Below are 25503 nucleotides of genomic sequence, written 5' to 3'. Positions count from 1 at the left end.
GATCCGCATGTCAGACCTCAACGTCCAGGACCGGCGCTCCCTCCACGTGCCCATCACGGACGCCGCGAGCCTGGCCGCTGAGCAGGTGCTGGGACGCCTGGAATCCGGCCCCGCCGGGCTCTCCGATCAGCAGGCAGCAGCGCTCCTGGCCGAACTGGGGCCGAACGCCGTCCGCACCCACCAGGCCAACGGCTGGGCGGTACTGGGCCGGCAGTTCGCCAGCCCCATCCTGATCCTGCTGCTGATCACGGCCGGGCTGTCCCTCTTCCTGGGCGATGCCACCAACTCGATCGTGATCGGCGCGATCCTCCTGGTCAGCGTGGGGCTGGGCTTCACCAACGAGTTCCGGGCAGAGCGGGCGTCCGAAGCCCTGCACTCCCGGGTCACCCACCGCGCCGTGGTGCTCCGCGGCGGAACCACCACGGAAGTGGACGTCACCGCCCTGGTGCCCGGCGACGTCGTCCATCTGAGCCTGGGCGCCATCATCCCGGCCGACATCCGGCTCCTGAGCACGAAGAACCTCCTCTGCGACGAAAGCATCCTCACGGGGGAGTCCCTGCCGGCCGCCAAGGACCCGGTGCCGGTGCCGGCCGGCTCGGCCCTGGGGGACCTCGCGTCCTGCGCCTTTATGGGCACCGTCATCCAGTCCGGCGGCTGCACCGGCGTGGTGGTGGCAACCGGCGGCCGCGCCGAATTCGGCCGGATCGCGCTGGGCCTCGGCGAACGGCAGCCCCAGACCGAATTCCAGCTCGGGCTCAAGCGGTTCTCCTTCCTGCTGCTGCAGGTGGCCATCGGGCTCACCTCGCTGATCTTCATCGCCAACCTGCTGCTGCAGCGCCCGCTCATCGAATCACTGCTGTTCTCCCTGGCCATCGCCGTGGGCATCACGCCGCAGCTGCTCCCCGCCGTCGTCAGCACCAGCCTGGCCACGGGCACCCGGCAGCTGGCCAAGCGGAAGGTGCTGGTCAAACGGCTGGTCTGCATCGAGGACCTGGGCGACATGGACATCCTGGTCACCGACAAAACCGGCACCCTCACGGAGGGGCGGATCAGTTTCACCGGCGCGCTTCCGGTCACCGGTGACGTGTCCGACGCCGGCCTGCTCACCTTGGGGCTGCTGGCCACCGAGACCGACTATGCCGAAGCCAAGCTCTCCTCCGCCGGGCAGAATCCGCTGGATGCGGCCCTCTGGGACAGCCCCGGTGCGGCCGGTTTTGATCCCGCACGCTTCGAGCGCCTGGACCTGATCGACTTCGACCACCAGCGTCGGCGCACCAGCGTGCTGGTCCGGGAGGCCGGCGGCCCCGCGCGCCTGGTCACCAAGGGCGCCCCGGAGGACGTCCTCGCCCTCTGCGGCCCCACCCCGCCTGCCGTGCAGTCCGTGCTGGATGAACAGTTCGAGGCCGGCTCCCGCGTTGTGGCGGTGGCCACCCGCCCCGCCGCGGGGCTGGGTCAGCTCACCCCGGCCGACGAGCACGATCTCACCCTGGCCGGCTTCCTGATCTTCCTGGACCGGCCCAAGGCCAAGGCCAAAGCGTCCCTGGACCAGCTGGCGGCGCTGGGAATCTCGGTGAAAATCGCCACCGGGGACAACGCCAAAGTGGCCGAGAAAGTTTGCGCGGACCTGGGCGTGGTGTCCGGGGGGACGCTGACCGGCTCAGACGTAGACGCCTTGTCCGACACTGAGCTGGCCGCCTCCGCCCGGACCGCGACCATCTTTGCCCGCGTCTCGCCCGAGCAGAAGGCACGGATCATCAAGCTGCTGCGCCAAAGCGGCGGGGCAGTGGGCTTCATGGGCGACGGCGTCAACGACGCCCTGGCCCTGCACAAAGCGGACATCGGCATCTCCGTGGACAGCGCCACCGACGTGGCCAAGGACGCCGCCGACGTGGTTCTGATGGACAAGGACCTGGGCGTCCTGGCCGAAGGAGTGATGGAGGGCCGGCGGATCTTCGCGAACACCATCAAATACGTGCTGATGGGGACTTCCAGCAACTTCGGCAACATGTTCAGCGCGGCCACGGCGTCCGTGGTGCTGAGCTTCCTCCCTATGCTGCCGGGCCAGATCCTGCTCAACAACCTGCTCTACGACACCGGCCAGCTTGCCATCCCGGGCGACCGCGTGGACAAGGAACAGCTCCGGGCTCCTTCGCACTGGAACATCGCCTTCATCCGGCGCTTCATGTTCCTCTTCGGGCCGATCAGCTCACTGTTCGACTTCGCCACGTTCGCCCTGATGCTGTTCGCGTTCCATGCGGTGCCGGGGGAGTTCCGGGCGGGCTGGTTCATCGAATCCATCGCCACGCAGACCCTCATTATTTTCGCCATCAGGACCCGACGGGTGCCGTTCCTGCGCAGCCGCCCTTCCGTTGGCCTGATGGTCGCATCGCTGGGCGTGGTGGCCGTGGGTATCTTCCTGCCGCTGTCTCCGCTGGCGGGTGTGCTGGGCTTTGACCCGCTCCCGGTCCCGTTCTTCCTGGCCCTGCTGGGAATGATTGTGGTGTACCTGGTCCTGGTGGAGTTCGCCAAGTCCTGGTTCTTCTCCCGGGCCGCGCAGCAGCTCCCCGCCCTCACCGCGCCCGTCCGCCGTCGGCACGAAACCCACCACATCGCCCGCCGCGCCGCCCGCTTCAGCGCGCCAGCGGCAGTGACGGCGCCGGGGCATCCCGCGCGCCGCAGTCGCAAAGCGGCAGCCGCCCGCTCCTGAATGGGAGGCCAGGGCAATCAGCGACTGCCACATCTTTCCATCGGGGCGCCGGGCAGCCATCACCCGTCGCTTCGAGGTACTTTCTGGCCGTTGCGACCTTCATGTACAGCCTCAGGCTATCGCCGCCGGTGGAAATAAACCCGTGTTGCGTATACCTGTGGACTTCAACGCTTGGTGGCGGCATTTTGTGATCGCTCGGTGTCACAATCCCAGGCTTTGAGTCGTCTTGCATGGCAAGACTTATGAGACGCGGGGAGGTTGCGCCTGGGAAACTTCCCCGGATATAAATCGGGCAGGGCATTTGGGCATCAGCCCACACCTAGGCGAGAATTTTGAGGAGGGTCCGCCCTTCCATCGACCCTTTATTGGCAAGCGGCAATGCCAGACTTCCGGGTTGTCAGGGCGCTGGTGAGGTTGACGGCGGGTAGATCCTTCCTGGATGTAACCGCCGGATAAGTCCAGCACCTCTCGTGCCAGGGCGGCGAGAGACGAGGTGTTCCTGCCCGAATCTTCGGCCCAGTTGCATAAGCGCATCGCTAACTCGCTGCCATTGAGGCGGAGACGTCTGATGGTCCATTTGTCGCCGCCAAGCCAACTGCCGCTTTCCAGGAGAAGCAAATCTGCGTGTCGCGGAAGGCATCCGATGACAGGGCAAACGTCTCAGCGTCGTCCCGGTTATCGTCCAGCACCTTCGGACCCTGAGCCATGTGCTCTCGTGCGTGCGCCTGCCATTGTGCGCCGGGCCGTTATCCGTGAGAAGGATCCTGCGGGCGCATAGATCCGCGATTACGGGCCTGAGTGCGCGTCTTCCACCGGACCGAAGGTTGGCTTCGGCAGCAGCACATGATTCATGCGCTGTGTATCGCGCGTTTGCGTGAGTAGGCGCGTGCGGCGCGAACTCGGTCGCCGCAACGGGTTGAGCACCATTGCCGTCGTGCGTGGGTGCGGAGGAAGAATCGTTCACACGAGTCCGCTTCACAGGACACGAGCAGCGATGCTTGGTCGCCGCTTAGCAGCGAGGCAGCATCATCGGCCATGACGGCCATGACGTGTTCGACGACCTGTGTCACGGGATGGTCGGCGCAACGGGTGAACCCCGCCGCCGGGTCGTATCGCAACAGCAGCGCGCCGGGGGCGCAGGTCAACGCACGATTAACAGCATGCACGGCCGCTGCCCTGGGGACGTCTCCAGTGGTGTGCGCAGCGAAGAGATCGCGCAGATCTGCGCGCAGCGCTGCGAGTCTGCCCTGGCAGTGCTCGTGCAGCACAGATTCCGGTGCGATGAGATCACGTGCCATCAGCCAAGCCGCTGCGGCCTCAGGGGTGCCTATCTCGTCGTAGCGTTTGCCTCCGGGTAGTTCGCTTGCGCTGTTGACCAGCGCGACGCAGGGATGCTCCTCGGCGCCTGGTACGGCTGCTAGCAGTGTCTCCGACATGGTTCTCATGGTATCAGTTTCATTTAAGCATGAGGCAACTGCTACGCTCCAATCACGCCAAAAAGCATTTTTTTCCATGAGGAGCTTGTATGAAGTTCGTACTACCATCTGGCACGGCCCCGTTCACGCTGTCCGTGCTCTCCGCGGGCGGCACCGGCGTCGGGATGACTGCTGAGGAGGGGCTCGCGGGCACGATCTCGCTGGCACGGACGGCGGACCAGCGGGGTTTTCACCGGTTCTGGATGTCTGAGCATCATGCGATGGGGGCGACCTCGGTGTCGTCACCGCCGTTGATGGCTGCCCGCCTCATCGCGGAGACGACGCGCATCCGCCTTGGCGCCGGAGGGGTAATGCTGCCTAACCACTCCCCGTTGCTGATCGCCGAGCAGTTCGGGATGCTGGAGGCTCTCGCCCCGGGCCGGATCGATCTCGGGCTAGGACGTGCCCCAGGCACTGATGGGGCGACTGCTGCGGCTCTGCGTCGGGGCCCGGATGCCAACGACGGATTCCCACAGCAGGTGCTCGAGTTGCTCGGGTTCCTGGGTGACGAGTTCCCTCCCGGACACCCGTACCGGCAGGTCCACGCGGTGCCTGGCCCCTGGCAGGCAATGGAAAACCGGGTGCCTGCGGCCCTGACCGCTCCGGAGGTGTGGGTGCTGGGCTCCTCGCCATACTCAGCGCAACTGGCCGGGCAGTTCGGCCGACCGTATGCGTTCGCGTTGCAGTTCGGCGACGCTGACATCGACATGGCAATGCGTCTCTACCGTGAGAGCTTCCAGCCATCCACTGTGCTCGCCGAGCCCCACACCCTCGTCAGCGTGCCTGCGGCGATCAGCGACGACCGGGCTGAGGCGAAAAGGCAGGCGGCAACGTCGGCGATGGCGATGCTGCGCATGTTCAAAAGCGAAGGCTACCTGCTCCTGCCCCCGGACGAGGTCGAGGCCTACCAAGCAACAATGCACGAGCGGCAGATCCTCGACGCCTACACCAACCGCACTTTCCATGGCACCGCCGCTGCTGTCGCCGACCGTCTCGAAGCCCTGCACGAGCGCACCGGTGTCGACGAGGTGATGCTCGTCGTCGGCGGCCACTCGACAACCCTCGACCAGCGCGGGATCACCTTGATCGCCGACCACTATGCACTGCCCCACCTGGAGGCACCGCTTTCGGCCGCCGCGCAATAGCACCCATACCAACATTGCACATGTTCACACCAACCCCATTTAAGGAGAACGCCATGACCGCACCGCACCGAGCCCTGATCGTCATCGACGCCCAACAGGAATACTTCGACGGACTGCTCCCCATTCAATACCCGGCCCGCGATGACTCTATCGCCAGCATCAAGACCGCGATCAACACCGCCCAGCAAACCGGAACACCTGTCGTGCTCGTCCAGCACGAACTCCCGGCAGAAGCCCCGGTGTTCGCATCAGGATCGGCGACCTGGCAGAACCACCCCGAAGTAGCCGCCCACGAGAACGCCGCAGCCAAGCGCATCAGCAAGCAGTTCTCCAGCATCTTCGCAGACACCGGCCTCGAAGCCTGGCTGAGTGAACAAGGCATCGACACGATCACCCTCGTTGGGTACATGACAAACAACTGCGTGATCGCCTCCGCCGCGGCCGCCGAGCCCCTCGGCTTCGCCGTCGAAGTCCTCTCAGACGCGACCGGAGCAATCGACCTCGCCAACGACGTCGGCACCGCGCCCGCACGCCAAGTCCACGAGACCCTCATGGCGCTGCTGCACTCGAACTGGGCCGCCGTCACCGACACCGAGACCTGGACCACAGCACTGCGTACGGACGCGCCGCTGACCAAGAACGACCTCATCACCTCCGCCGCACAAGGCCGCAGCACCCTGTAGAAAACCCAGGTACGCCCCCGGTGATGCCGGCCGGGGGCTTATGTGCAGCTCGTGGGGTTCTTGCCGAAGATCTGCCTGGTTGTCATCCGGTAGCTGAGTTCGCCGGAGAGTGCTTGTGGCGTGACCCAGACCTTGTGGCCTTGGCACGCCTCGAACATTTGATTCCACCCAGCACTGCATTGATCACGTCGGCCGGAAGGCCACGACGCCGGCCGGCGCAGTGAAGTTCCGTGTACAGAAGCATGGAGGCAATCAGGTGGTCGCCCTCTGCTGCGCTCCTTGTAAGGTACTCAGCAACGTGGGCCGATTCAGTCTCCTCGACCACCAGTTTGAGAGCCGCGGACGTGTCGACGTAAACGATCAACGGTCGCCACGCAGATCGGCGATTATCTCCAAGGTCCTGGCGCTGCCATTAACGCGCGGCAACGATTGGAAGTCGACGGCCTCCTTGGCCGCCAGCCGAACGTTTCCGGACAGCAGCAGGCGTTCGAACGGAGACACCGACGGCGGTATCAGCGTGGCGGCGATTTCGCCGTTGTTCGTGACGTCGACGGAGCCGCTCCTGTGCTGACGCTACGCGCGGGGCTGCAGCCCCGGGACGCCGTCGTTGATCTGAAACGATGCCTTGGTGCTGACCGGGGATCCCGGCCTCGTGACGTAGTCCAGCACCCGAAAGTCCGCTTGCAGGGAGTCCCTGGTGATCCGGGTATTCACATAGCCGCGCTGATTGTTGTAGAACTTCAGATGCGGGTTCCACGCCATGGGCGGATCGACCGTGGAACCCGAACCGTTGCCCGAGGACGTAATGGACGTGCTCACCAGTTCCGAGCGACGCCGGATCCTTGTAATCGACCTTGAGGTCGTTGGCGCGGTGCCGGTGCACGTCCCCGGTCAGCACGACGGCGTTGCGCACGTTCGCGTCCATCCAGCCCTGGGTAATCCGACGGCGCGATGCAGCGTAGCCGTCCCAGCCGTCCATGGACACGTCGTCGATATTGACGGCCCGGTTGCGGTCGCGCTCGGCGAAGAAGACCTGCTGGCCCAGAAAATCCCAGCGCTGGGTGGAATTCTTGAAGCCGTCCAGGAGCCACTTCTCCTGCTGGGCGCCGGTGATGGTGCGGTGCTCGCCCAGCCGCCGGGTCACGTTCTTCCTCCAGCCGTCGCCGGCGAGCTGATCGTCCCGGTACTGGCGGGTGTCCATCATATGGAAGTTGGCCAGCTGTCCCCACTGGATGGTGCGGTAGATCTTCATGTCCGCCCCGGCCGGAACTGAGGATGCGCGCAGGGGCATGTTCTCGTAGTAGGCCTGGAACGCCGCGGCGCGGCGCAGCCGGAAGCGCTCAGCGGTGTCGTCCATCTCGGCCGGGTCCCTGTTCTCAGGAATTTCGCCCGCATAGTTGTTGTCGACCTCGTGGTCGTCCCAGACCACAAGCCACGGTGCGATCGCATGCGCAGCCTGCAGATCGGCGTCGGACTTGTACTGCGCATGGCGCTGACGGTAGCTCTCAAGCGTGACGGTCTCCGGTCCGTCGAGATTGCGGCGGTCTCTGCCGGCGACGAGGCGGTTGCCGTTGCGGCGCTCGTACATATAGTCACCAAGGTGCAGCACCAGATCCGGTTGGTCCTGGGCCAGGCGCGAGTAGGCCGTGAAATAGCCATCCTCATACTTTGCGCAGCTGGCAAAGGCCATCGCGAGCGCTGCCGGGGTCTCATGCGGTGCGGGGCTCGTGAGCGTCCGGCCGGTGGGGCTGATGTGACGTCCGCTGCGGAAACGGTAGAAGTACTCGCGGCCCGGCTTCAACCCCCGCAATTCCACATGGACCGAGTGGGCGTTCGCAATGTGGGCGTATTCAACGCCCGTGGCCACCACATTCTGCATAGCGGCGTCTTCGGCGACCTGCCAGGCCACCGGGACACTGCGGGAGGGCATCCCGCCGAGGCCGTCTTCGGCGAGGGGGTCGAGCGCCAACCGGGTCCAGAGCACGAAGCCGTCCGGCCACGGCTCGCCTGACGCCATGCCGAGTATGAACGGGTCTGTCCGGAGCCCGGCATCCTCTGCGGTTGAGGTGCTGGTCACGGAGGCCCCCGGCAAGGCGACGAGGATGCCGGCACCGAGGCCCGCGGCAATCAGGGATCTGCGAGAAATACTTTTCATGAATCAAACGCATTCAACCAATTTTGACGGGTACCGTTACCCGATGTGTAGCCATTGTAGGCGGCGTCCTCCCCGTTGGTGCCGGGGCCCACGTACATGTTCAGACCGGCCGCTGTCAGCGTTAGGGCAGGAGCCGTTCCAGCGCCCAGTCCCAGCGGATCAGCTCCTGCTCGAGGCGCACAGCTGAACCGTAGTCATCATTGCCCAGCGACTTGAAGACGATCGCTTCCTCGTCCGTCAGCCTGGTCAGTGCGGCCCGCGACGGGGACGGTTCGCTGCCCCAGGCGTCGCGGTGCGCGAGCAGTGTCGCTTCGTCCATCAGCACGCTGGCGACGTGCGGATGTACCGCGCGGAGCTGGTCGAGGATCCGGAAGCCGTGCGTGTCCAGGTCGCCCCAGTAGACGACCTCGCAGCTGCGGAGCCACCCGGCGTCCCGCAGAGACGAGAATCCGTACCCGCCGCCGTAGATTGCCAGCGTGCCAGGATGCTCGGGGAGGGCCAGAAAGTTCACCAGGTTTTCGGTGACAATCACGCGTTGGACCGGCAGGTTCAGGGTGCTGAACGCCTCGGCCGTGAGGGTCAGGTCCCGCGCGTCGCCCAGCAGCGTCGTCACGGGGTCCAGCGCCCGGAACCTGACGAGCTCGGGCGGGTGCAGGAAGCCGTGCCGCGCGGCGAAGCGCGCCGCCGGTGTCCGTGCCGGTGCCTGGCCCAGCAACGACCCCGGCTCCGCGGCCACGTCCGGAAGGACATCATCCGCGGCGGTGTCCGTGCCGGTGTCCGTGAGGAGGGGCGGGCCTGCCCGCAGTTCCTCTGCCAGCTCGCCGATCACTTTCCGGTGGTGCTCGATGAACTTGGTGTGCACTCCGGGCAGGCTGAGCTGCCGCACATAGATGCCAGGGTCCGGATTGTCCCGCAGCCAGAGAGACACCCGGGCGGCGGTCAACGCGTCACCGCCCAGTTCCAGCAGCTGCAGCGGACGTTTCAGCGCCCACGCTCGGAAGGCGGGCTCCAGCGCAGACAACTCCTCGGCGAGCCCACGGAACCGGGCTGCATCCCGCGTCCTGCCGACGAAGGCAATCTCGTCCTCCACCGTCTCGAACACCGCCGCGGCGGGCAGCAGGTTGGATCCGATGGTGGTGCGGCCCACCTCCGCTGTCTCCATGGTGAAATGACCCGTGGCGGCAAACAGCTCGGCGGCCCACGCCCGGGCCGCGGCATAGTCACTTCGGAGCGTCGCCGCCGTCGGACGCTTCAACGGACGACGGCGCGGGTAGGCGTCGGAAGGCTCCAGCAGTTCGCGCAGCTGCGTGCCGCTGCCCCACGCCTTCAGTGACTGCGCGCGCAGGTCAGCCAGTGTGGTCCAGCCCTGTCCCCGCCCGCCCTGAGCCCGTCCCGATGACGCCTCAGCCGGCACGCCGGTCGCGTTCGTCCCGGTATTCCTGGATGGTCATGTTGCGCAGCTGGGAGTCGTCGCCGTTGGTGTTCGCCACGAAGCCGACATGGGCCACAAACGGTTCGATCACATGGATTTTCTGCAGGGGAGTGACGATCAGCAGCTGGAGCTTCATCCGCTGGAAGAGCTCCAGGCCGTAGCGCGCGGACTCATCGGAGCCGCGGCCGAAGGCCTCATCAATCACGACGAACCGGAAGCTGCGGCCGTTGCCGGAATTCCTGCCGGAGCTCTGCCCGGAGCCCAGGCCGAACTGGAAGGCCAGCGCGGCGGCGAGGATGGTGTAGGCGAGCTTTTCCTTCTGGCCGCCGGATTTCCCGCCCGAGTCGGTGAAATGCTCGAACTCCTCGCCGGTCTCGGTCCACTTCTCCGAGGCGGAGAACGTGAACCAGTTCCGCACGTCCGTGACCTTGGCTGTCCAGCGTTCGTCGAGGGTGGTGTAGCCGTCGCGGCCCCGGAAACGCTCGATCAGCCTCGCCACCTGCAGGTACTTCTGCTCCGAGTACTGGTCCTCGTCGCCGATGGTGCCCTCCGAACAGGCCCGCAGGTCCATGCCGAACTGGCGTACGTCCAGGTCCGTGGTGTTCTGGTGCTCCAGCTGGATGTGGCGGCCGGCGTTGTACTCAATCCCGGCCAAGGAGAGGTTGATTTCGCCGATCCGGTTCACGATGTCCTGCCGGCGGCTGTCCAGGAAGGCGTTGAACGCCACCACCTCGTGGATGGTGTTCTGGTTGAGCGAGTCCTTGAAATGGGCTTCGAACCGGGGCAGGTCGTTGCTGACCAGCTGCTCCAGGAGCCGGTTGTAGTCCCCGGCGGCCTCGAGGGCGGCGTCGATTTCGGTGGTCTCGTTCGGGTATTTGTTGCGGAAGTCAGCCATCAGCCGCACCGTGGTTTCCGCCGTGCGGGCGATCCGTTTGACCAGCGCGTCGATGATGTCCGTCAGCCCGGCACGCACCGTGCTTTCCACCGCCGCGGTGTTCTTGTACGTCAGCGGCTTGTCCCCGAGCGCCTCGGCGGTGAGCTTTGCGACGGCGGCCAGCACGCCGGCGTCGTCCGTCAACGGCTGCTCAGCCAACACGGAAGCGCATTCCTCGATCGCGGCGGCGATCTCCTTGGCCGCTTCCTCGTTGGCGCCGATCCGTTGCTGGAGTTTGTTTGCCTGGTCCTCCAGGCGCCCCAGCCGGGAGGACATCTCTGTTTCCCTGGCGGCCAGCTGCTGCAGGACATCGCTGGCGGACTCGAGGTCGGTTTTCTCTTGTCTGAGGTCCTCGATGCGGCGTGCGGTGAGCTGCCAGCTGATCTCGGCGAAATCCGCCACCGACCGGACCGTGCCGAGCTGCTGGTTCTGCCTCCCCAGCGCGCCGAGGTAGTGGTCCACCTTGCCGAGCCGGGCGGTGTTGCCCTGGAGCTGGCCGCGGACCTCATCCTGCTCGGCGAGGAAGCGGGTGACCTTGTCCTGGTTGTCCCAGCCGAGCACATAGTTGCGCCGGTCGGCCAGGTCCCGGCGGTCGTCCTTCTCATGCCGCCCGCGGCCGCCCTTGAGCTGGCCGTTGAGGGTCAGTGCCTTCGGGTAGCGGCGGAAGTCCTCCAGATTCTCGCAGCAGAAGTAGTCGAACCGGCCGCTGAGCTCGTCGAGCAGGAAACTGCGGAACGGGGTGCCCTGCTTGATGGCGATCTTGGCCGCCAGCGTTCCCGGTTCGGCGGCCTTGGGGGAATACGAGTCCCCGATCTTCAGATACACCAGCCGGCCCCGGAGATTGTTGGCATCCACCCAGCTGCTCACCGCCTGGTAATGCTCCGAGGGCACCAGCAGCGAGAGCGCAAAACCGTGGAGCGTGCGTTCCGCGGCGCCCTCCCACTCGGCCTCGCCGTCGCGGACCCGCAGCAGTTCGCCGGCGTACGGCAGCGCGTTCTCCGGAATTCCGGTTCCCTCACACAGCCGACGGCGGAGCTCCAGTTGGGGCCGCGGCAGCAGGTTGGGGCGGGACTGCAGGCTGGTCAGTTCGGCGCCGATCTCGGCGCCGCGCTCGGTGAGCGTTGTCCGCTCGATGGTCAGAGCGGTCCGGCTTTCCTGCAGCCCGCGGGAGTTCTCGCCGAGCTCCGCTTCCACCTCGGTGAGCCGGGCGCGGTTGGCATCGAAGAGGACCTTGTCCTCCGGGGCCTGCAGGCCCAGGCCGGCGGCCGCTTCGGTGTAGTTCTCGAAGCGCGCCCGCTGGGTGCGTGATTCCTCGGCAAGGCGGGTGGCCTCGGCGTCGATGGCGGCCAGCCGGCCGCCGCCGTTGCTGCGGATGTCCTCCTTGACGGCGGAGAGATCGTGGCGCAGTTGGGTGACCGCCGTGGACAGCTTGCTGCCGTCCTCGCGCAGCCGGACTCCGGTGCCCGCCAGCTCCGCCTGGTGTGCCAGGCTCAGCTTCAGCCGCTGGTCCGTGAACCAGGGGTGCAGCTGGTCCCGCTGCGTCCGGGCCAGCTCATCCTCACCGGCCAGCCGGGCGTGCTGGGCGGAGCCCTCCTTGATGGGCGTCAGCAGGGCGATCTGGTCCTTGGCCCGCAGCACGGCGTCGTGGGCTTTTTTGAGGTCGTCGAAGTGGTGGATGAGGTTGCCGATCCGTGCCGCCACATCGTCTTCCTCGAGCATGTTGGTGCGCACGAAGTGGGTGATGTTCTCCACCTGCTTCATGGACACGGTGCGGTGGAACAGCTCCATGGCCTGGTTCCCGCCGATGCCGAACTGCCGCTTGAACGCCGCGGCGTAGGGGTCGAACGAGTCATGGACGGTCACGCCCGCGGCGCGGAGCTTCTTTTTCAGCTTCGCCGGATCCTGGCCGAAGTTCGCAAAGTCCGCCGCGATGGACTGGTCCGACTCGGCCAGCGAGTAGAAGCGGTTGGGCTGGCCGGCCTCCTGCATGGCCCAGAGCGTGACGGCCAGGGTGACCGACTTGCCCAGCACCGCGTTGTGGAAGACGCCGAGCACCACGGTGAGCGTTCCGGTCCCGCGCAGTGCCACCGGCTTGGAGTATTCACCCCCGGCGCTGCGGGCGCTCTTGTGGAAGCCCCGGACGTAGGACATCAGAGTGCGTTCCTTCTTCTGCGCGCCCGCGGCCTTGTTGTACTCGATCCGGTGCGCCGGAAGCAGCAGGGTGGTGATGGCATCCACCACGGTGGATTTTCCCGAGCCGATGTCACCGGTCAGGAGACTGTTGGCGCCGTCGAGCCGGAACGTCCGGACCCCCTGGTGGAAGGTGCCCCAGTTGAGCAGCTCCAGACGCTGCAGCCGGAAGCCCGGGGGAGTACCGGCGTCGTCCGCTTGTTCATCCAGACTGAAAAGGCCGTCCTGCAGTTCCGTCGTCATTTGCTTTCCACCTCCGTTGCCTCGGTGCCTGGCCCGGTGCCGGCGAGCGAGGAGCGGTAGTCCGCCAGCCGCGCGTCGAACTCCTCCAGCCACTGAGCGTCCACGTACGCCTTGAGGATGCGGGCCACCTCGTAAGTTCCCGCCTGTCCGCGCAGTTTCCGCAGGAAACCCAGCTCCACCACTTTCTTGATGTTGGCACCGAGCTGGTCCAGGATGCGGGCCTCGTTGCTGGACTCGGGCAGGAAAACCGAGACCATGTCCGCGATGTCCTGCTCCGTCATGATGAGGCGGAGCTCGCTGCTGTTGGTGTCAAACTCCAGCATCCGGCCGCGCAGCAGGGCCAGCAGCAGGCTGACGTTGAAGGTCAGCTGGCGCCGCGGGATCAGCCGGGGGAGGGTGCCGTCCGGGTCCTCGCGCGACTTCAGGAACGCGTAGCCCTCGGATTCGTCGAGGATCAGGTCCAGCCCCAGCACGGCAACATAGTCGCGGACATGCGAGGCCAGGCCGATCAGCGACTGCCAGATTTTCTCGTCCGCCTCGGCGTAGACCACGCCCTTGAACAGCCGGGTGACGACGCCGGGAAGTTCCTCCGGCGTCCTGGTTTCCGGTGTCATGGTCTCCAATGCTTCGGCGGGGTTCATGCTGGCCTTCCAAAAATGATCTGGTCGATGGTGGCCTCGCGGATGCTTCCGTCCGGCAGTGACCAGGACAATTGCTGCGTGGCCTCGGGGTTGATGTCGGCCCACTCGGTCTCGGTGGCGAGCTGGTAATAGGCAACGATCTCGGCCAGGCCCTGCGACAGCGGATACGCATCCGTAATGTCCGCGAGGGTGGCCTGCTCCGCGTGCGCCAGGACGGCGTCGATGTTGGATTTGAGCCGCTCCGTATCCACGTGGAACTGACTGAACAGGGCGCCGGCGTCCACGTCCGTGTCATCGGCGGCAACGACGTCGTCGTCCACCATCACCTTCCGGCTGGGCTCATACAGGGGACGTTCGAAGGGCAGCGCCACGTCCACGGACGGCGCGGCGACGTCCATGAAGACGCCCGACGGCGGCGCCTCCCGGGTGCCCAGCGCGCCGGACTCGATGCGTCGGATCAGCTGCATGATGCGTTTGTTTTCCAGGAACACCTTGTCGTCGAGGAGACGGCGCATCTGTTGGGACAGCTGGCGGACCGTCGCCTGCGTCTGTTCGACGGCGGGCAGCCAGTCCTGGTGGAGGTTGGTCACGGTGTGCAGGTTGTCCAGCCGGGACAGCGCCTCGATTTGGGTGGCGCGCTGCAGCAGGTCCCGCAGCTCGGTGCGCAGCTGCGGGGACATGAGGTAGTCCCAGAACCCCTGGAACGTCCGGCCCTGGAGCGAGCTGCTGATGTCCTGCTGGTTGGCGAAGATCGAGGCGAGCAGCTCGCCCTGGGACCCGTCCCAGGTGGCGATCTGTTCGCGGACCTGCCGGTCCAGCCGGCGGAAGTTTTGTTCGACTTCGCGGAAGTCAGAGAGCAGGTCCTTGGCCAGCGCAGTCAGCTGCTGGAAATGGTCCAGTGCTTCCGGAGCGCTCATGACCCGGACGTTTCCGTCGCGGATTCGCTGCATCTCGGCGTCGATCCCGTCCCGCTGCCGCTGGAGCTCGGCAAGGCGCACCTCCGGGTCCGTCTCGGACTGCTGGACGAGGGCCTTGAGGACGGCGAAAATGCTGGTCAGCCGTGACTGGGTGGCGACGAAATCCCTGCCACGCAGGCTCTCCACCCAGCGGACCACGTCCTCGGAGGCGGCGGTGAGATCGTAGCGGGGCTCGTCCTGTCCGGTTATGTAGTACTTGCGTAGCCAGGCTCGTTCCGGTGCGGCCCAGTCGTCCAGGTACTCCGCGGCCGGGCGCGGGAACTTGTCCTCGCCGTAGGCATCCCGCAAGCCGAACAGCACATCATCCAGGGTGTCAATGAGCTGCTGGCGGCCGATGTTCCGCTGATTCGGCCCGGTGAACGCGGCCATGAAAAACGACACCGCCAGCGGAGCGTTCTGGGCGCGGAGCAATGACCATCCCGCGTGGTTTTCACGCAGCGAATTGATTGCGTAGTAGTCCATGGTGTCCTTGGTTGCGGTGGATCCGGTCTGGCCGGTTTCCCTCTACCTAAGCTACCTGCAACCGCCGACATTTTCTGTGGAGGAGAAGTCGCTGTCCCTATGTTATTGCCGGGCGGTTACTTGGCCGTCGTAGGGTCGTGGCTACCCAGTGGAGGCGGGTATGGCCTTGGTTGAGGATCCGTTGCTCAGGGTCACCAGTCGGTATCCGCCCGACTCCAATCCAAGAATGCCCTCGCGGACATCCGGATGCCGGGCCAGGGAACTCATGCCGGTGCAAGAGCCTAGGCCTGTGGACTTCACGCTATACCGGGGCATATTGCGCGGTCCCCGTGATTCCGGGATCGACGAAGAATGGTTCACCTTCGGGGTGCGGGCCCTTGCGCAATGCGTTAGCGTCCACTAACGTATTGCGTGTGTTGGATGCCTTGGAGATTGCCGCGGAGCCGAACCGGCGGCGGCTGCTGCATCTTCTGGCACGCCAGGAACAGGCGGTCGGGGAGCTGGCCGCTCACTTCACGGTGAGCCGCTCTGCTGTCTCCCAGCACCTGCTGTTGCTGGAGCAGGCCGGTCTGGTGGCTGCCCGAAAAGTGGGGCGGAACAGGTACTACAGGCTCGACCCCGAGGGCATGGGCCGGCTTCGTGATCTTGTCGAACAGTTCTGGACTGACGAACTGGATCTGCTGGCATCCGATGCCGCCGCACTGGCCCGACAGCGTCACGGACCTCCGCAACATCACACGACCCAGTCGGATACTTCGCTTCAAGTCAAAGGATCTTCAAATGAGCTTCGATAAAACGATCCACCTGCCGGTCGGCGCCGACGAGGCGTTTGCCCTCATCACCGAGCCGGAGCGTCTGCGCCGCTGGCAGACGGTAGCTGCCCGGGTTGACCTTCGGATCGGCGGCGAGTACCGCTGGACCGTCACCCCCGGCCACCACGCGGCCGGCACCTTTCAGGTGATCGAACCGGGTAAACGCATTGTCTTCACCTGGGGCTGGGAATCCGGAATGGACCTAGCACCGGGCGCGTCCACCGTGACCATAACGCTGGAGCCCGATGCCGGGGGCACCTCGCTCCGTCTGGTGCACGAGGGACTCACTGCCGACCAGGCCGCGGCGCATGCAGAGGGCTGGAACCATTACCTCGACCGCCTGATCGCGGAAACCACTTCGGCCTCCGGTGCCGGCCCGGACGAGTGGTCCGCGGCCCCGGATCCGATCGATCACTTCAGCGCCGCCGATGCATCGCTCGCCGTGCTCCTGGGCGTGCTGCGGAAGCTCACTCCGGAAGATCGGGAGAAGGCCACTCCCTGCGAAGCATTCAACGCCCATGAGCTGCTCGAGCATCTGGCCGGTTCGCTGAAGCACATCGGCGCCGCACTCGGCGCGGACCTGACAGACCACGCCGAAGCAGCACCTGAGGTGCGCATCGCCGGGCTCGCCCAGCCGACACTGGAAGCCTTTACGCGCCGCGGTATCGAAGGCACCATCAACATGGGTTTCGCAGAACTTCCCGCCACGGTGGTGGCTGGCATCGTCAACCTGGAGCTGCTCGTTCACGCCTGGGACTTCGCGAAGGCCACCGGCCAGGAACTCGTCGTATCCAACGTCGTCACCGACCACGTCGAGGCCCTTGCCATGGAGACCATCTCCGATCAGGTGCGCGCCAGCGGCAGCTTCGCGCCCGCGTCCCCGGTTGCCGAGACCGCCGGAAGCCTCGAGCGCCTGATCGCGTTCACCGGCCGCACGATCGCCGCCTGAAGCTTTTCACGCACGAACCCCGTCACAACAACCACGAAAGCAGGAACGACATGTCCAAGTACGTCTTCATTTACCACGCCCCGATGACCCCCGCCGAGGCCGCGCCGCCGGCACCGGAAGACATGGCCGCCGTCATGGAGCAGTGGAACGCATGGGGCGGCAAAGTCGGCGACGGTCTGATCGACTTCGGGACCCCCTTGGCCAACGGAGTCCGCGTTTCCACCGGCGGAGCCACGGCACCGAGCCAGCGTGAGGTCGCGGGATACAGCATCATCGAGGCCGAGAATATCGAGGCAGCCGTTGAACTCGCAAAGCAGCACCCGCACCTGAACATGCCGGGAGGCTGCGAAATCGAGGTCCACGAGGCCCAGCAAATCCCCGGAATGTAGCAGCGCTTCAACCCGATTCCGCAGCTGTGTCCGTCGCTGCCCCACGGCAGCGGCGGACACCGCAACTTCACAGAATCCGGACCCGAGCCGCACGTTCACCCTGAAAATCAAAGAGTTCAAACCGTCAGCCCGGCTGGCGTGGGGTGGCGCGCTCGGTACCCGCTTCCACAGCCTCGCGGAAACGATCCGGCGTCAGGCAAAGATTCCTTCGGGTTACCGCACAGTCAGTCCCGGCTACCGGCGGAGGGAACGCCGCGGCCAGGGACAGGACGTTGAGGCCGGCGTCCACGGCGGCGGCCAGCAGGCCGGCGTCGTAAGCGACCAGGACGTCGGCCTGCAGCCGGATCGCCACTGCCAGATGGATGGCATCCGCGCTGCGCAGCCCGCCGGGCAGGGCGGCCGCGTACATGAGATCAGAGCGCGCCAGATCCAGCAGGTTGATGCTGCCCAGTACCGAATTGACCAGCCCGCCGGGGAAGCCGCGGCGGTGCGCTGCGCAGTGAAGTTCCGTGTACAGCAGCATGGAAGCGACCAGCTTGTCACCGTGGGCAGCCGCCGTTGAGGGGTACGTGGCGGCGGCGGATGATTCCCTCCCCTCCACCACCAGTTTGAGGACAGCCGAGGTGTCCACATAGATGATCAACGGTCCCCGCGAAGCTCGGCGAGGACTTCTGCTGTGCCGGTGGACGTCGCGACCCGCGGCAGCGATTGAAAGTCAACGGCGCTGGCGGCCGGGCGGACCAGTCCTGCCAGCAGCAGCCGCTCGAAGGGGGAGAAGGACGGCGGGATGAGGGGGCGGCTATTTCGCCGTTGTTCGTGACATCAATGGTTTCGCCGTTTTTCACGCGCCCGGATCCTGCTGCTCTGGTTGCGCAGTTCGCGGCGCGGAATGGTTGTCATGGCTGCCTCCGTAGCAATCGTAGCAACCGGGTGCCGGGGCCGGAGGGCCGGGCAGGACGCGCCGGGGATGTCTCCGTGGGCCCCTTGGGGCACCCGCGGCGACATCCCCGGCGTCGTTCCCGTGTCACGCCTGGTTGATGCGGATCATGTTGCCGGAGGGGTCGCGGAGGGCGCAGTCGCGCGGGCCCCAGGGCTGGTCGATCGGTTCCTGGAGGACCTCGGCGCCGGACGCGCGGAGCGTCTCGAACGCGGCGTCAAGATCGTCCGTGTTGAACACGAGCATGGGCATGACACCCTTGGTGAGCAGCTCCTGGATGGCATCCCCGTCGGCCTGGGAGCGGCCGGCGTGCGGAGGGGACAGGACGATCTCAAGGTCGGGCTGGGCCGCGCTGCCAAGGGTGACCCAGCGCTGTCCGTCCGAGCCGACGTCGTTCCTGACCTCGAAGCCAAGGGCGTCGCGGTAGAACGCGAGGGACTCGTCGAGATCGTTGACGGTGACGTGTGCGTACTTCAATGAAATGTTCATGTCTCCCACGCTATGGCAGTGGTTTCGGGAACGCTTCTTCAATCCTGCTCGGCTTGCGCGCGGGCCGCGTGCGCTGCCGGGCAATGCACGACGGCATGGCCTTCACCGCGTGGTGCTCCCGGGCCCGGTAGGCGCTGGGCGTCATGCCGACAATCTCGGTGAACCTGGAGCTGAACGAGCCCAGCGAGGTACAGCCGACCTCCATGCAGGCATCCGTCACGCTGGCACCGGCCCGCAGCAGCGCCATGGCGCGTTCGATCCGCCGCGTCATGAGGTAGTTGTACGGCGCCTCGCCGTAGGCCGCCTTGAACTGGCGGGAGAAGTGCGCCGGGGACATCAGGGCGCCGGCGGCCATGGTGGGCACATCCATTGGCCGGGCGTATTCGCGGTCGATCAGGTCTCGGGCCCGGCGCAGGTGCGCCAGGTTGGCCAACTCCTGTGGTGTCATGCCGCCATTTTATTTGTTGACGTCCCGCGAACGCCACCCGTGCCTGCGCCGTGCCAACCGCGGTGGTAACGCCGTGGTAACTCGTCCCGCAAATCTCCTGTAGAGTTGATCCTGTTGTTGTGTTTATGCAGTTTCGTAGTTCAGGCAGTACGCATGGTTGAAAGACCATGTTCTTCTGAAGTAGCGGTTGAACACCCCACACCGGAGGACCCGAAAGTCGGGACTTTTCCTCCACCTTCACGAAGGACAAAAAATAATGGCTACTGGTACCGTCAAATGGTTTAACGCTGAAAAGGGCTTCGGCTTCATTTCCCCCGATGACTCCTCACAGGACGTCTTCGCACACTACTCCGCGATCGCCTCTTCCGGCTTCCGCTCCCTCGAAGAGAACCAGAAGGTCTCCTTCGAGACCGAGCAGGGCCCCAAGGGCCCGCAGGCCGTAAACATCCAGGCTCTCTAAGACTTAGTTTCTAACTAACTCTTCTGAGTCCGGGGCCGCAAGGTTTCGAGCAGGGCCCGTCATTGACGGGCCCTGCTTTTGTTAACCCGGGAGTACCGTTTCGGGGTCCCAAGGGGTCCCAAGTAGCTCGCAATTGTTGCCGTTTTGAGCCCCGAAAACGACAACAACTGCGAGCTACTTGGGGGCGGGCAGCAGCTCGAGTTCGACGTCGACCTCGTCCCCGGCGCTGATGCCCGCCGCGGCCCTGATGTCCTTCTTGACGGGAAGGACGTACGAGTTGCTCTTGCTGTCGGGGAAAAGCGACGTGGACCAACGCTGCGCGGCGATGGAGGCCGTCACCTTGACCGAACCGAATGCCTTGCGGAACGGAGCGGCGTCGTCCCGGAGCTCCTCGGCCAGGTCCTGGGGCAGCGTGATGAAATGCCACGCCGATTCCCCGGGATACTGCCACAGCTCCCCGCGGAAGGAGTACGACGGCGTCACATTCAGCCGGCGTCGCTGTAGTCGAAAAAGACCTCGGCCGGGGGAGGGCCCTGCAGCATTTCTGCCGTCAGCCCGTGCAGGCTCACCAGCTGCTCCCGGAACCAGACATCGAAAGGGTCCTCCGACGTCGCGAGCGTCTGGTACGCTTTCGCGAGATCTTCGGCCTCATGGAACAGGCAGACGAAATCCCCTTCCGGCGTCTGCATCAGACTGGCCACCTCCCGGGCCACGCCCATGCGCTTCCACGACCGTACCTGTTCCTCCCAGCGCGGGCCCTTGATCTCCTCGACCATCGCCTTCCATTCGTCCAGTTTCCCGGGCAGGATCGGCGCGAACCACGTGATGCATTCCATGACAGAGTTCCTTTCACGCAACGGACAGCACGGTGCTAATCCCATCGGTACAGGAGCATGGTAGTCCCGTGCACGACGCCGGGACAGGGGTTCCGGAATCGCCTCCTGACCTGCTCAACCACCGTGGCGCTGCGCCAGGAACGCCGTCAACGCCGGGTTGTCGATCTCCCTGGCCAGCCACGGCACGGCCTGGGCGGCGGCCTCGTCCCCGAGCACCGCCCGATGGGACTGCGCCCGGACCACGAACTCGCGCATGCCGCTGCGGCTGGCCAGCGCAGCCAGGCGTTCCACGAATCCGGAAGCACGGGGCGAGCCCGTGGCGAGGGCGACTTCCGCCGCGGTGTCCAGCAGCCGGGCCGAGTACCAGAGATACCACGGCGTGGGTTCCAGGCCTCTGTCAATCCAGTGTTCGGCGGCCGCGAGGTCGCCGTGGGCCAGGAACAGCCGGGCTTCGGCGCCGGCCGCCAGTGCCATATAGCAGTGGTCGCCGGCGAGCTCGGCCATCACCCAGGACCGGTCAATCAGGGCCGCGGCCTCCTCCAGCCGGCCGGCGGCAAGGTAGGTTTCGCCGCGGACGCCGGCGACAAACGGTTCGAACGCGGTCCAGTATTCGTCCGCCACCCAGTCCTGCGCCCGGTCCAGGGAGACGGCCGCCGGTCCCAGCTCGCCCCGGAGCAGGTGGACTCGCCCCAGCAACGCCTCGCTGAACGCCTGCTGCCGGCGGTTCCGGACCGCCATGGCGAGCCTTCCGGATTCGGTGAAAGCCGTCACCGCGTCCTCATAATGCGCGGTGTCCGACGCCAGCATGCCCTGGATCGCCAGGATTCTGGCCTGCTCGTCCGGGATGCCCTCGGCCGCAACCATCGCCCGGTCCAGCCAGCCGGCCGCGCGGTCGGGCACGCCACGCTGGACGGACAGGTAGCCCAGCTCGCGGAAGGCCGCAGCGGCAGTGCGGGAGACGCCGTCGGGCGCTTCCGCTGACAGCGCGCGGTGCAGGAAGTCGGCCACCTCGGCACCGCGGCCGCCCGCCTGATGGATCAGCGCCCCGGCCCGCGTCACGAGCGACTCGGCGAGCAGGTGCCGGTCGGCGGTGCGCTGGGCCAGTTCGACGGCGAGCCGCAACTGATCGAGCGCCCGGTCGACGGCGCCTGCCGAGAGTGAGGCGCTCCCGGCGTCGAGATAGGATCGTACGGTCGCTGGGTTCGCGGGGATCCCGGGGGCCGCGGCAGGACCGGCATCCGCGAGGGCCCGCCGGATTTCCGCGGGGAGCGGCAGGCCAAGCTCCCGGTGGTACAGGTTCTCGAATGTGCTGACCTGCTCGCGCGCCCGCCGGTGCTCGCCCTGCGCCACCAGGGCCTTCACCAGGACGGCGGCGCAGTCCGCGTTGAAGGGATCCCGGCGCAGTGCCTGCGAGCTCAGCTCGACGGCCTCGGCCGGAGTGCCCGAGGCCAGGGCAGCCAGCGACGCTTCATAGAGCAGCGACTGGACACAATTTTCCAGCCGGTAGCGCTGGTCCGCCAGCCAGGAGTCAAAGACGGGGCTGTCCGCGAAGGAGAGGCCCTCCAGCAACTGGCCGTCGAGCCTGAGCGGGTCGATGTCCGGGCTGGTGGCGGAGTCGACGAGCTCCAGGGCATCGCAGCGCCAGGGCGGCAGCAACGCCAGCCGCAAGGGGTCCCCGGCTATGGACACGCCGCCAAGGGACCGGCGCAGCTCGGATAGGTTCCAGCGCAGGGCGCCCAGTGGATCCGCGGCATCCGGAAACAGCAGCGTGGCGGTGCGGGAGCGGCTGGTGCCATCCGGTTGCAGGGCGAGGTAGGCCAGCACGGCCCAGGCCTTGCGGCCTCTGGGCTGCGGGTGAGTGGCGTCAGGGGACTCGATCGCGGGCGGACCGAGGAGCCGGATCCACGTCTCGGCCATAAGACTCATGCTACGCCGGGGGAATCGGCGTCGCAGTGCAGGCAGCGGAAGATTCACACGCTTGCTCACACGGCTGCTGAACAGACTGGATCCATCCAATCCGCACAACAACCTGAGGTGAATCTAAAAATGGCACTCCTCATTGTCCTGCTCGCCGGAATCGTGCTTGTCTCCGGCGGTGCCACGTTCCGTGCAGTGCTCAAGGACGGCCACGGCCACACCCCCGAGGTGCGCTCGAATGCACCGTGGACGGCCGGTGATCTGCCGAGCGAACCCTACACGGCGGCCCCGAATAGGATCCCCATGGCGCTGTGGCTGCGATAGGCCCGCCAGCAGCCGTCGTCGAGTCTGGACACCGAAGAGGGGCGGTGGGATTCTGGTCGCAGGCGCCATCGGCGAGGGAGGCTGGTAGCAGGTCATGGATGAAGCACCGGATACACGTCAATTGCTGTCCACCCGCATCGAGCAGAAGCAACAGGCCGTCCGCTCCTACCTGGGGCGGGAACGGCCACGGCGGAACAAGCTCTCCAACATCAGCGTCGTGGGCAGTGCCCTCGCCGCCATGCTGACCGCCGGTCCGGCCTTCGGAGGCACGGGCTTCACCGAGGCACTGCAGGGGATCTTCTCGCTGGGCGACGATTCGGTAGTGTGGCGTGTCCTGTGCCTCCTGGCCGTCCTGCTGTCCGTCGCCGCCGCGCTGGCCACGAATTTCGCCAATTCACACTCGTTGTCGGACAGGGTCAGCGCAGCAGAGACAGTGAATGCGCAGCTGGAAGGGCTGCAGGACACGTTGAGTTTTGGCCACATCGCCGTAGACGACGCGCTGAAGCTCTACCAGCAGTATGTGGCCCAGGTGGCGTTCGTGGACGAAGTGGCTTCGCGCTGATGCCGGACTCCGCTGACGCGAGGAACCTTTAACCCGGGTGAGCTTCGACGTTAACCCGCATGCGCTTCGACCCCGAAGGGTTTCGATTCAGCCGGGTTTTGATTCAACCGGGTTTCGACCCCGCCGGGTTCCGGCAAGGTCACTGAGCTGTTCACGCCGCCGTCGCCGCAGGTTCATGCGGGCGGTCAAGGATGAACCCATGACTGCTTTCACCCGCCGAACCATCCTCAAAGGTGCCCTGGCCGCTGCCGGTGCCGCCGCCGTCGTTCCCGGAACGGCGCAGGCGGCCAGGCCGGCCGGCGTCGCCCTGGTCCGGAACCGTCTGCTTCTTCCGTCCGGGATCGCCACAGGTGATGTCACCGCCGATTCCGGCGTGCTGTGGTCCCGCGCGTCGGGGCCCGGACGGCTGGTGGCGAGCCTGCTGGCCGTCGCCGACGACGGATCCCCGCTCCGCGGCGGCCGCGCCTTCCAGCGGGTGCTGCGGGGGAGCGCCGCCAGCGAGGCGACGGACTTCACCGCCAAGATCAACGCACGGCATCTCCCCGCCGGCACTCGCTTTGCCCTCACGATGCATTTCGAGGATGCCGAAGGCAACGCCGGCGAAACTGCGGAAGGTTCCTTCCGCACCGCTCCCGGCCGCGGCGGCGTCAGCATGGGCAACCCACCGCGCCGGCAGAGCTTCGTCTGGAGCGGTGACACTGCCGGCCAGGGCTGGGGCATCAACGAGCAGATCGGCGGGATGCGGGGCTACGCGGCCATGCACTCGACCCGCCCGGACTTCTTTATCCACTCCGGCGACACCATTTACGCCGACGGGCCCATCACCGCGCAGGTCACGGAACCCAACGGCAAAATCTGGCGCAACCTCGTCACGGAGGAGGTGTCCAAGGTGGCCGAGACGCTCAACGAGTTCCGCGGCAGGCACCGCTACAACCTGATGGACCGGAACGTCCGCGCCCTGTACGCGGAGGTCCCGGTGATTGCCCAGTGGGACGACCACGAGACCCACAACAACTGGTACCCGGGGCAGCTCCTCAGCGATGACCGCTACACCGAGCGCCGCGTGGACGTGCTCGCGGCCCGGGGCCGCCAGGCGTGGCAGGAGTACCAGCCCATCGCGGAGCCGGGCGGCCGGTTCAGCGACGGGAGCGCCGGTTTTGAAGCAGCCCGGATCTATCGCAAGATCTCCCGCGGCCCCCAGCTGGACATTTTCTGCCTGGATATGCGCACGTTCAAGGACGCCAACACAGACGGCAAGGAAACCCGGCTGACTCACATCCTCGGTCAGGAGCAGGCGGACTGGCTGATCAAGGAAGTCAGCCGGTCCACAGCCACCTGGAAGGTGATCGCCGCCGACCTCCCGCTCGGACTGATTGTGCCGGACGGGCCCGTGAACCAGGAATCCCTCTCGAACCGCGACGACGGCGCCCCCTTGGGCAAGGAGCTCGAGATCGCCGGGGTGCTTTCCGCATCAAACGGCACCGGGTGAAGAACGTGGTCTGGCTGACTGCCGACGTCCACTACTGCGCGGCCCACCACTACTCTCCCGAGCGCGCGGCGTTCCACGATTTTGACCCCTTTCTGGGAGTTCGTGGCCGGACCCATCAACGCTGGCAGCTTCGGACCCGGCACCCTGGATGGCACCTTCGGACCGGAGCGGGAGTTCTTCAAGGCCGGCAGCTACGCCAACGAGTCCCCGCGCAGCGGCGAGAGCCAGTACTTCGGCCACGTGGACCTCGGCGATGACGACGTCTTCACGGTCAGCCTGCGTAACGCCAACGGCACGGTGCTCTGGAGCAAGGAGCTACTCCCGGAGCGCTGACCCCGCGGCAGTGACCCGGCGTCGGTGACCCAGCTCATAGAATCCGGCTTTGCCGGAAAGTCCAAAGTGCGGGATCCGAATGGGGTCGGATTCCCCGCCGTTATTGGGTTCTCCGGGCCGCAGGACCGCCTTCGGGGTGGATTTGCGCGGGGTCCAGGGGGCGTGTAAAGTCATTCGAGTCGCCGCCGCTGAGTGGCGACCAACCCCCACGAAATAGAGAAGCAATTTTTTCTACGCATTGGCGCAGATATCAGGAATTGCTTCACATTTTGCTGGGCGGATTCGTTCCACTGGTAAATTTCGAGAGAATATCCCGGATTTGCAAAGTGGAAATGAATGAAATAAGCTTTAGATATCGCAGCGAAGAAAAGCGAAACACGGAATTCATTGAAAATGGATTGTTTCGGCAAGTATTCGAATGTGTCTGTTGTTTGAGAACTCAATAGTGTGCCAAGTTTGTTGATACCAATTTATTTATATGGATTGGTTGAATGTGCCGGATCGTGCCACCCCG

At 65.8% G+C, this 25503-nt stretch carries 20 protein-coding genes and 2 pseudogenes; 10 read left to right on the top strand and 12 right to left on the bottom strand.

Features of this window, described 5'->3' with window-relative positions; genetic code table 11:
• Nucleotides 1-7: 7 nt before the first annotated feature.
• Entirely contained in the window at nucleotides 8-2707 is a 2700-nt protein-coding gene (mgtA, locus tag ABIB26_RS04265; RefSeq protein WP_354239905.1) for a magnesium-translocating P-type ATPase, read from the top strand.
• Between the two features lie 848 nt (nucleotides 2708-3555).
• Here mgtA and ABIB26_RS04260 read toward each other — a convergent pair.
• On the bottom strand, nucleotides 3556-4221 hold the full coding sequence (locus ABIB26_RS04260) for a CGNR zinc finger domain-containing protein (RefSeq protein ID WP_354239903.1): 666 nt from the start codon (nucleotides 4219-4221) through the stop codon (nucleotides 3556-3558).
• Between the two features lie 11 nt (nucleotides 4222-4232).
• Between ABIB26_RS04260 and ABIB26_RS04255 the strand changes: the two genes are divergently transcribed.
• Complete coding sequence (locus ABIB26_RS04255) at nucleotides 4233-5327, top strand: LLM class flavin-dependent oxidoreductase (protein ID WP_354239902.1); 1095 nt, start codon at nucleotides 4233-4235, stop codon at nucleotides 5325-5327.
• 53 nt (nucleotides 5328-5380) lie between these two features.
• Entirely contained in the window at nucleotides 5381-6010 is a 630-nt protein-coding gene (locus tag ABIB26_RS04250; RefSeq protein WP_354239900.1) for a cysteine hydrolase family protein, read from the top strand.
• A gap of 573 nt (nucleotides 6011-6583) precedes the next feature.
• Here the strand turns inward: ABIB26_RS04250 and ABIB26_RS04245 are convergent.
• From ABIB26_RS04245 to ABIB26_RS04225, 5 genes and pseudogenes are all read right to left on the bottom strand, one after another.
• Nucleotides 6584-8165 (bottom strand): annotated as a pseudogene (locus tag ABIB26_RS04245) (alkaline phosphatase D family protein).
• A gap of 121 nt (nucleotides 8166-8286) precedes the next feature.
• Nucleotides 8287-9579, bottom strand: coding sequence for a Wadjet anti-phage system protein JetD domain-containing protein (locus ABIB26_RS04240; protein WP_354239898.1), 1293 nt, complete (start codon nucleotides 9577-9579; stop codon nucleotides 8287-8289).
• Entirely contained in the window at nucleotides 9569-12964 is a 3396-nt protein-coding gene (locus ABIB26_RS04235; RefSeq protein WP_354239896.1) for an ATP-binding protein, read from the bottom strand. Before ABIB26_RS04235 ends, ABIB26_RS04240 begins: the two co-directional genes overlap by 11 nt.
• Nucleotides 12961-13605 carry a DUF4194 domain-containing protein gene (locus tag ABIB26_RS04230; protein WP_354239894.1) on the bottom strand — a complete coding sequence of 215 codons (645 nt, stop codon included), beginning with the start codon at nucleotides 13603-13605 and terminating at the stop codon, nucleotides 12961-12963. Before ABIB26_RS04230 ends, ABIB26_RS04235 begins: the two co-directional genes overlap by 4 nt.
• Nucleotides 13602-15044, bottom strand: a complete 1443-nt coding sequence (locus ABIB26_RS04225; protein ID WP_354239892.1) for a DUF3375 domain-containing protein — start codon at nucleotides 15042-15044, stop codon at nucleotides 13602-13604. Before ABIB26_RS04225 ends, ABIB26_RS04230 begins: the two co-directional genes overlap by 4 nt.
• A gap of 425 nt (nucleotides 15045-15469) precedes the next feature.
• Between ABIB26_RS04225 and ABIB26_RS04220 the strand changes: the two genes are divergently transcribed.
• From ABIB26_RS04220 to ABIB26_RS04210, 3 genes are read left to right on the top strand one after another with little or no spacing between them, the layout of a single operon-like run.
• Nucleotides 15470-15838 carry an ArsR/SmtB family transcription factor gene (locus ABIB26_RS04220; protein WP_354239890.1) on the top strand — a complete coding sequence of 123 codons (369 nt, stop codon included), beginning with the start codon at nucleotides 15470-15472 and terminating at the stop codon, nucleotides 15836-15838.
• A complete protein-coding gene (locus ABIB26_RS04215) occupies nucleotides 15825-16805 on the top strand; it encodes a TIGR03086 family metal-binding protein (RefSeq protein ID WP_354239888.1) in 981 nt (326 codons plus the stop codon). Before ABIB26_RS04220 ends, ABIB26_RS04215 begins: the two co-directional genes overlap by 14 nt.
• 50 nt (nucleotides 16806-16855) lie before the next feature.
• Entirely contained in the window at nucleotides 16856-17194 is a 339-nt protein-coding gene (locus ABIB26_RS04210) for a YciI family protein (RefSeq protein ID WP_354239886.1), read from the top strand.
• Between the two features lie 124 nt (nucleotides 17195-17318).
• Here ABIB26_RS04210 and ABIB26_RS04205 read toward each other — a convergent pair whose 3' ends face one another.
• The 3 genes from ABIB26_RS04205 to ABIB26_RS04195 form a co-directional block, all read right to left on the bottom strand.
• Nucleotides 17319-17825, bottom strand: a complete 507-nt coding sequence (locus ABIB26_RS04205) for a type II toxin-antitoxin system VapC family toxin (protein ID WP_354239884.1) — start codon at nucleotides 17823-17825, stop codon at nucleotides 17319-17321.
• Nucleotides 17826-18218: 393 nt separating this feature from the next.
• Nucleotides 18219-18620 carry a VOC family protein gene (locus tag ABIB26_RS04200; RefSeq protein ID WP_354239882.1) on the bottom strand — a complete coding sequence of 134 codons (402 nt, stop codon included), beginning with the start codon at nucleotides 18618-18620 and terminating at the stop codon, nucleotides 18219-18221.
• Between the two features lie 10 nt (nucleotides 18621-18630).
• Nucleotides 18631-19068: a helix-turn-helix transcriptional regulator gene (locus ABIB26_RS04195; RefSeq protein WP_354239880.1), complete on the bottom strand. Its 438-nt coding sequence runs from the start codon at nucleotides 19066-19068 to the stop codon at nucleotides 18631-18633.
• Between the two features lie 256 nt (nucleotides 19069-19324).
• On the opposite strand from ABIB26_RS04195, the gene ABIB26_RS04190 reads away from it, so the two are divergent.
• Nucleotides 19325-19528 (top strand): cold-shock protein, encoded by a 204-nt coding sequence (locus ABIB26_RS04190; RefSeq protein ID WP_024365339.1) that lies wholly within the window; start codon nucleotides 19325-19327, stop codon nucleotides 19526-19528.
• 174 nt (nucleotides 19529-19702) lie between these two features.
• Here the strand turns inward: ABIB26_RS04190 and ABIB26_RS04185 are convergent, their stop codons facing one another.
• The 3 genes from ABIB26_RS04185 to ABIB26_RS04175 all read right to left on the bottom strand — a co-directional run bounded on the left by ABIB26_RS04185 (nucleotide 19703) and on the right by ABIB26_RS04175 (nucleotide 22281).
• Nucleotides 19703-20011 (bottom strand): DUF1905 domain-containing protein, encoded by a 309-nt coding sequence (locus ABIB26_RS04185; RefSeq protein ID WP_354239879.1) that lies wholly within the window; start codon nucleotides 20009-20011, stop codon nucleotides 19703-19705.
• A gap of 2 nt (nucleotides 20012-20013) precedes the next feature.
• Complete coding sequence (locus ABIB26_RS04180; RefSeq protein WP_354239877.1) at nucleotides 20014-20364, bottom strand: DUF6176 family protein; 351 nt, start codon at nucleotides 20362-20364, stop codon at nucleotides 20014-20016.
• A gap of 114 nt (nucleotides 20365-20478) precedes the next feature.
• Nucleotides 20479-22281 carry an AfsR/SARP family transcriptional regulator gene (locus ABIB26_RS04175; RefSeq protein ID WP_354239875.1) on the bottom strand — a complete coding sequence of 601 codons (1803 nt, stop codon included), beginning with the start codon at nucleotides 22279-22281 and terminating at the stop codon, nucleotides 20479-20481.
• Between the two features lie 129 nt (nucleotides 22282-22410).
• Between ABIB26_RS04175 and ABIB26_RS04170 the strand changes: the two genes are divergently transcribed.
• From ABIB26_RS04170 to ABIB26_RS04160, 3 genes and pseudogenes are all read left to right on the top strand, one after another.
• On the top strand, nucleotides 22411-22605 hold the full coding sequence (locus ABIB26_RS04170; protein WP_354239873.1) for a hypothetical protein: 195 nt from the start codon (nucleotides 22411-22413) through the stop codon (nucleotides 22603-22605).
• A 94-nt stretch (nucleotides 22606-22699) separates the two neighbouring features.
• Nucleotides 22700-23167: a hypothetical protein gene (locus tag ABIB26_RS04165; protein WP_354239871.1), complete on the top strand. Its 468-nt coding sequence runs from the start codon at nucleotides 22700-22702 to the stop codon at nucleotides 23165-23167.
• 199 nt (nucleotides 23168-23366) lie between these two features.
• Nucleotides 23367-24989, top strand: a pseudogene (locus ABIB26_RS04160) (alkaline phosphatase D family protein).
• Nucleotides 24990-25503 lie beyond the last annotated feature (514 nt).

Source organism: Arthrobacter sp. UYEF20, from assembly GCF_040546335.1.
Classification (GTDB): Bacteria; Actinomycetota; Actinomycetes; order Actinomycetales; family Micrococcaceae; genus Arthrobacter.
This window is presented reverse-complemented; position numbering and strand designations above follow the sequence as displayed.

Bases quoted from the DNA above. Each gene is read 5' to 3' on its own strand.
- mgtA (WP_354239905.1), top strand. From the start codon at position 8: ATGTCAGACCTCAACGTCCAGGACCGGCGCTCCCTCCACGTGCCCATC.
- ABIB26_RS04260 (WP_354239903.1), bottom strand. From the start codon at position 4,221: ATGGAAAAAAATGCTTTTTGGCGTGATTGGAGCGTAGCAGTTGCCTCA.
- ABIB26_RS04255 (WP_354239902.1), top strand. From the start codon at position 4,233: ATGAAGTTCGTACTACCATCTGGCACGGCCCCGTTCACGCTGTCCGTG.
- ABIB26_RS04250 (WP_354239900.1), top strand. From the start codon at position 5,381: ATGACCGCACCGCACCGAGCCCTGATCGTCATCGACGCCCAACAGGAA.
- ABIB26_RS04235 (WP_354239896.1), bottom strand. From the start codon at position 12,964: ATGACGACGGAACTGCAGGACGGCCTTTTCAGTCTGGATGAACAAGCG.
- ABIB26_RS04230 (WP_354239894.1), bottom strand. From the start codon at position 13,605: ATGAACCCCGCCGAAGCATTGGAGACCATGACACCGGAAACCAGGACG.
- ABIB26_RS04225 (WP_354239892.1), bottom strand. From the start codon at position 15,044: ATGGACTACTACGCAATCAATTCGCTGCGTGAAAACCACGCGGGATGG.
- ABIB26_RS04215 (WP_354239888.1), top strand. From the start codon at position 15,825: ATGAGCTTCGATAAAACGATCCACCTGCCGGTCGGCGCCGACGAGGCG.
- ABIB26_RS04210 (WP_354239886.1), top strand. From the start codon at position 16,856: ATGTCCAAGTACGTCTTCATTTACCACGCCCCGATGACCCCCGCCGAG.
- ABIB26_RS04200 (WP_354239882.1), bottom strand. From the start codon at position 18,620: ATGAACATTTCATTGAAGTACGCACACGTCACCGTCAACGATCTCGAC.
- ABIB26_RS04195 (WP_354239880.1), bottom strand. From the start codon at position 19,068: ATGACACCACAGGAGTTGGCCAACCTGGCGCACCTGCGCCGGGCCCGA.
- ABIB26_RS04190 (WP_024365339.1), top strand. From the start codon at position 19,325: ATGGCTACTGGTACCGTCAAATGGTTTAACGCTGAAAAGGGCTTCGGC.
- ABIB26_RS04180 (WP_354239877.1), bottom strand. From the start codon at position 20,364: ATGGAATGCATCACGTGGTTCGCGCCGATCCTGCCCGGGAAACTGGAC.
- ABIB26_RS04175 (WP_354239875.1), bottom strand. From the start codon at position 22,281: ATGGCCGAGACGTGGATCCGGCTCCTCGGTCCGCCCGCGATCGAGTCC.
- ABIB26_RS04170 (WP_354239873.1), top strand. From the start codon at position 22,411: ATGGCACTCCTCATTGTCCTGCTCGCCGGAATCGTGCTTGTCTCCGGC.
- ABIB26_RS04165 (WP_354239871.1), top strand. From the start codon at position 22,700: ATGGATGAAGCACCGGATACACGTCAATTGCTGTCCACCCGCATCGAG.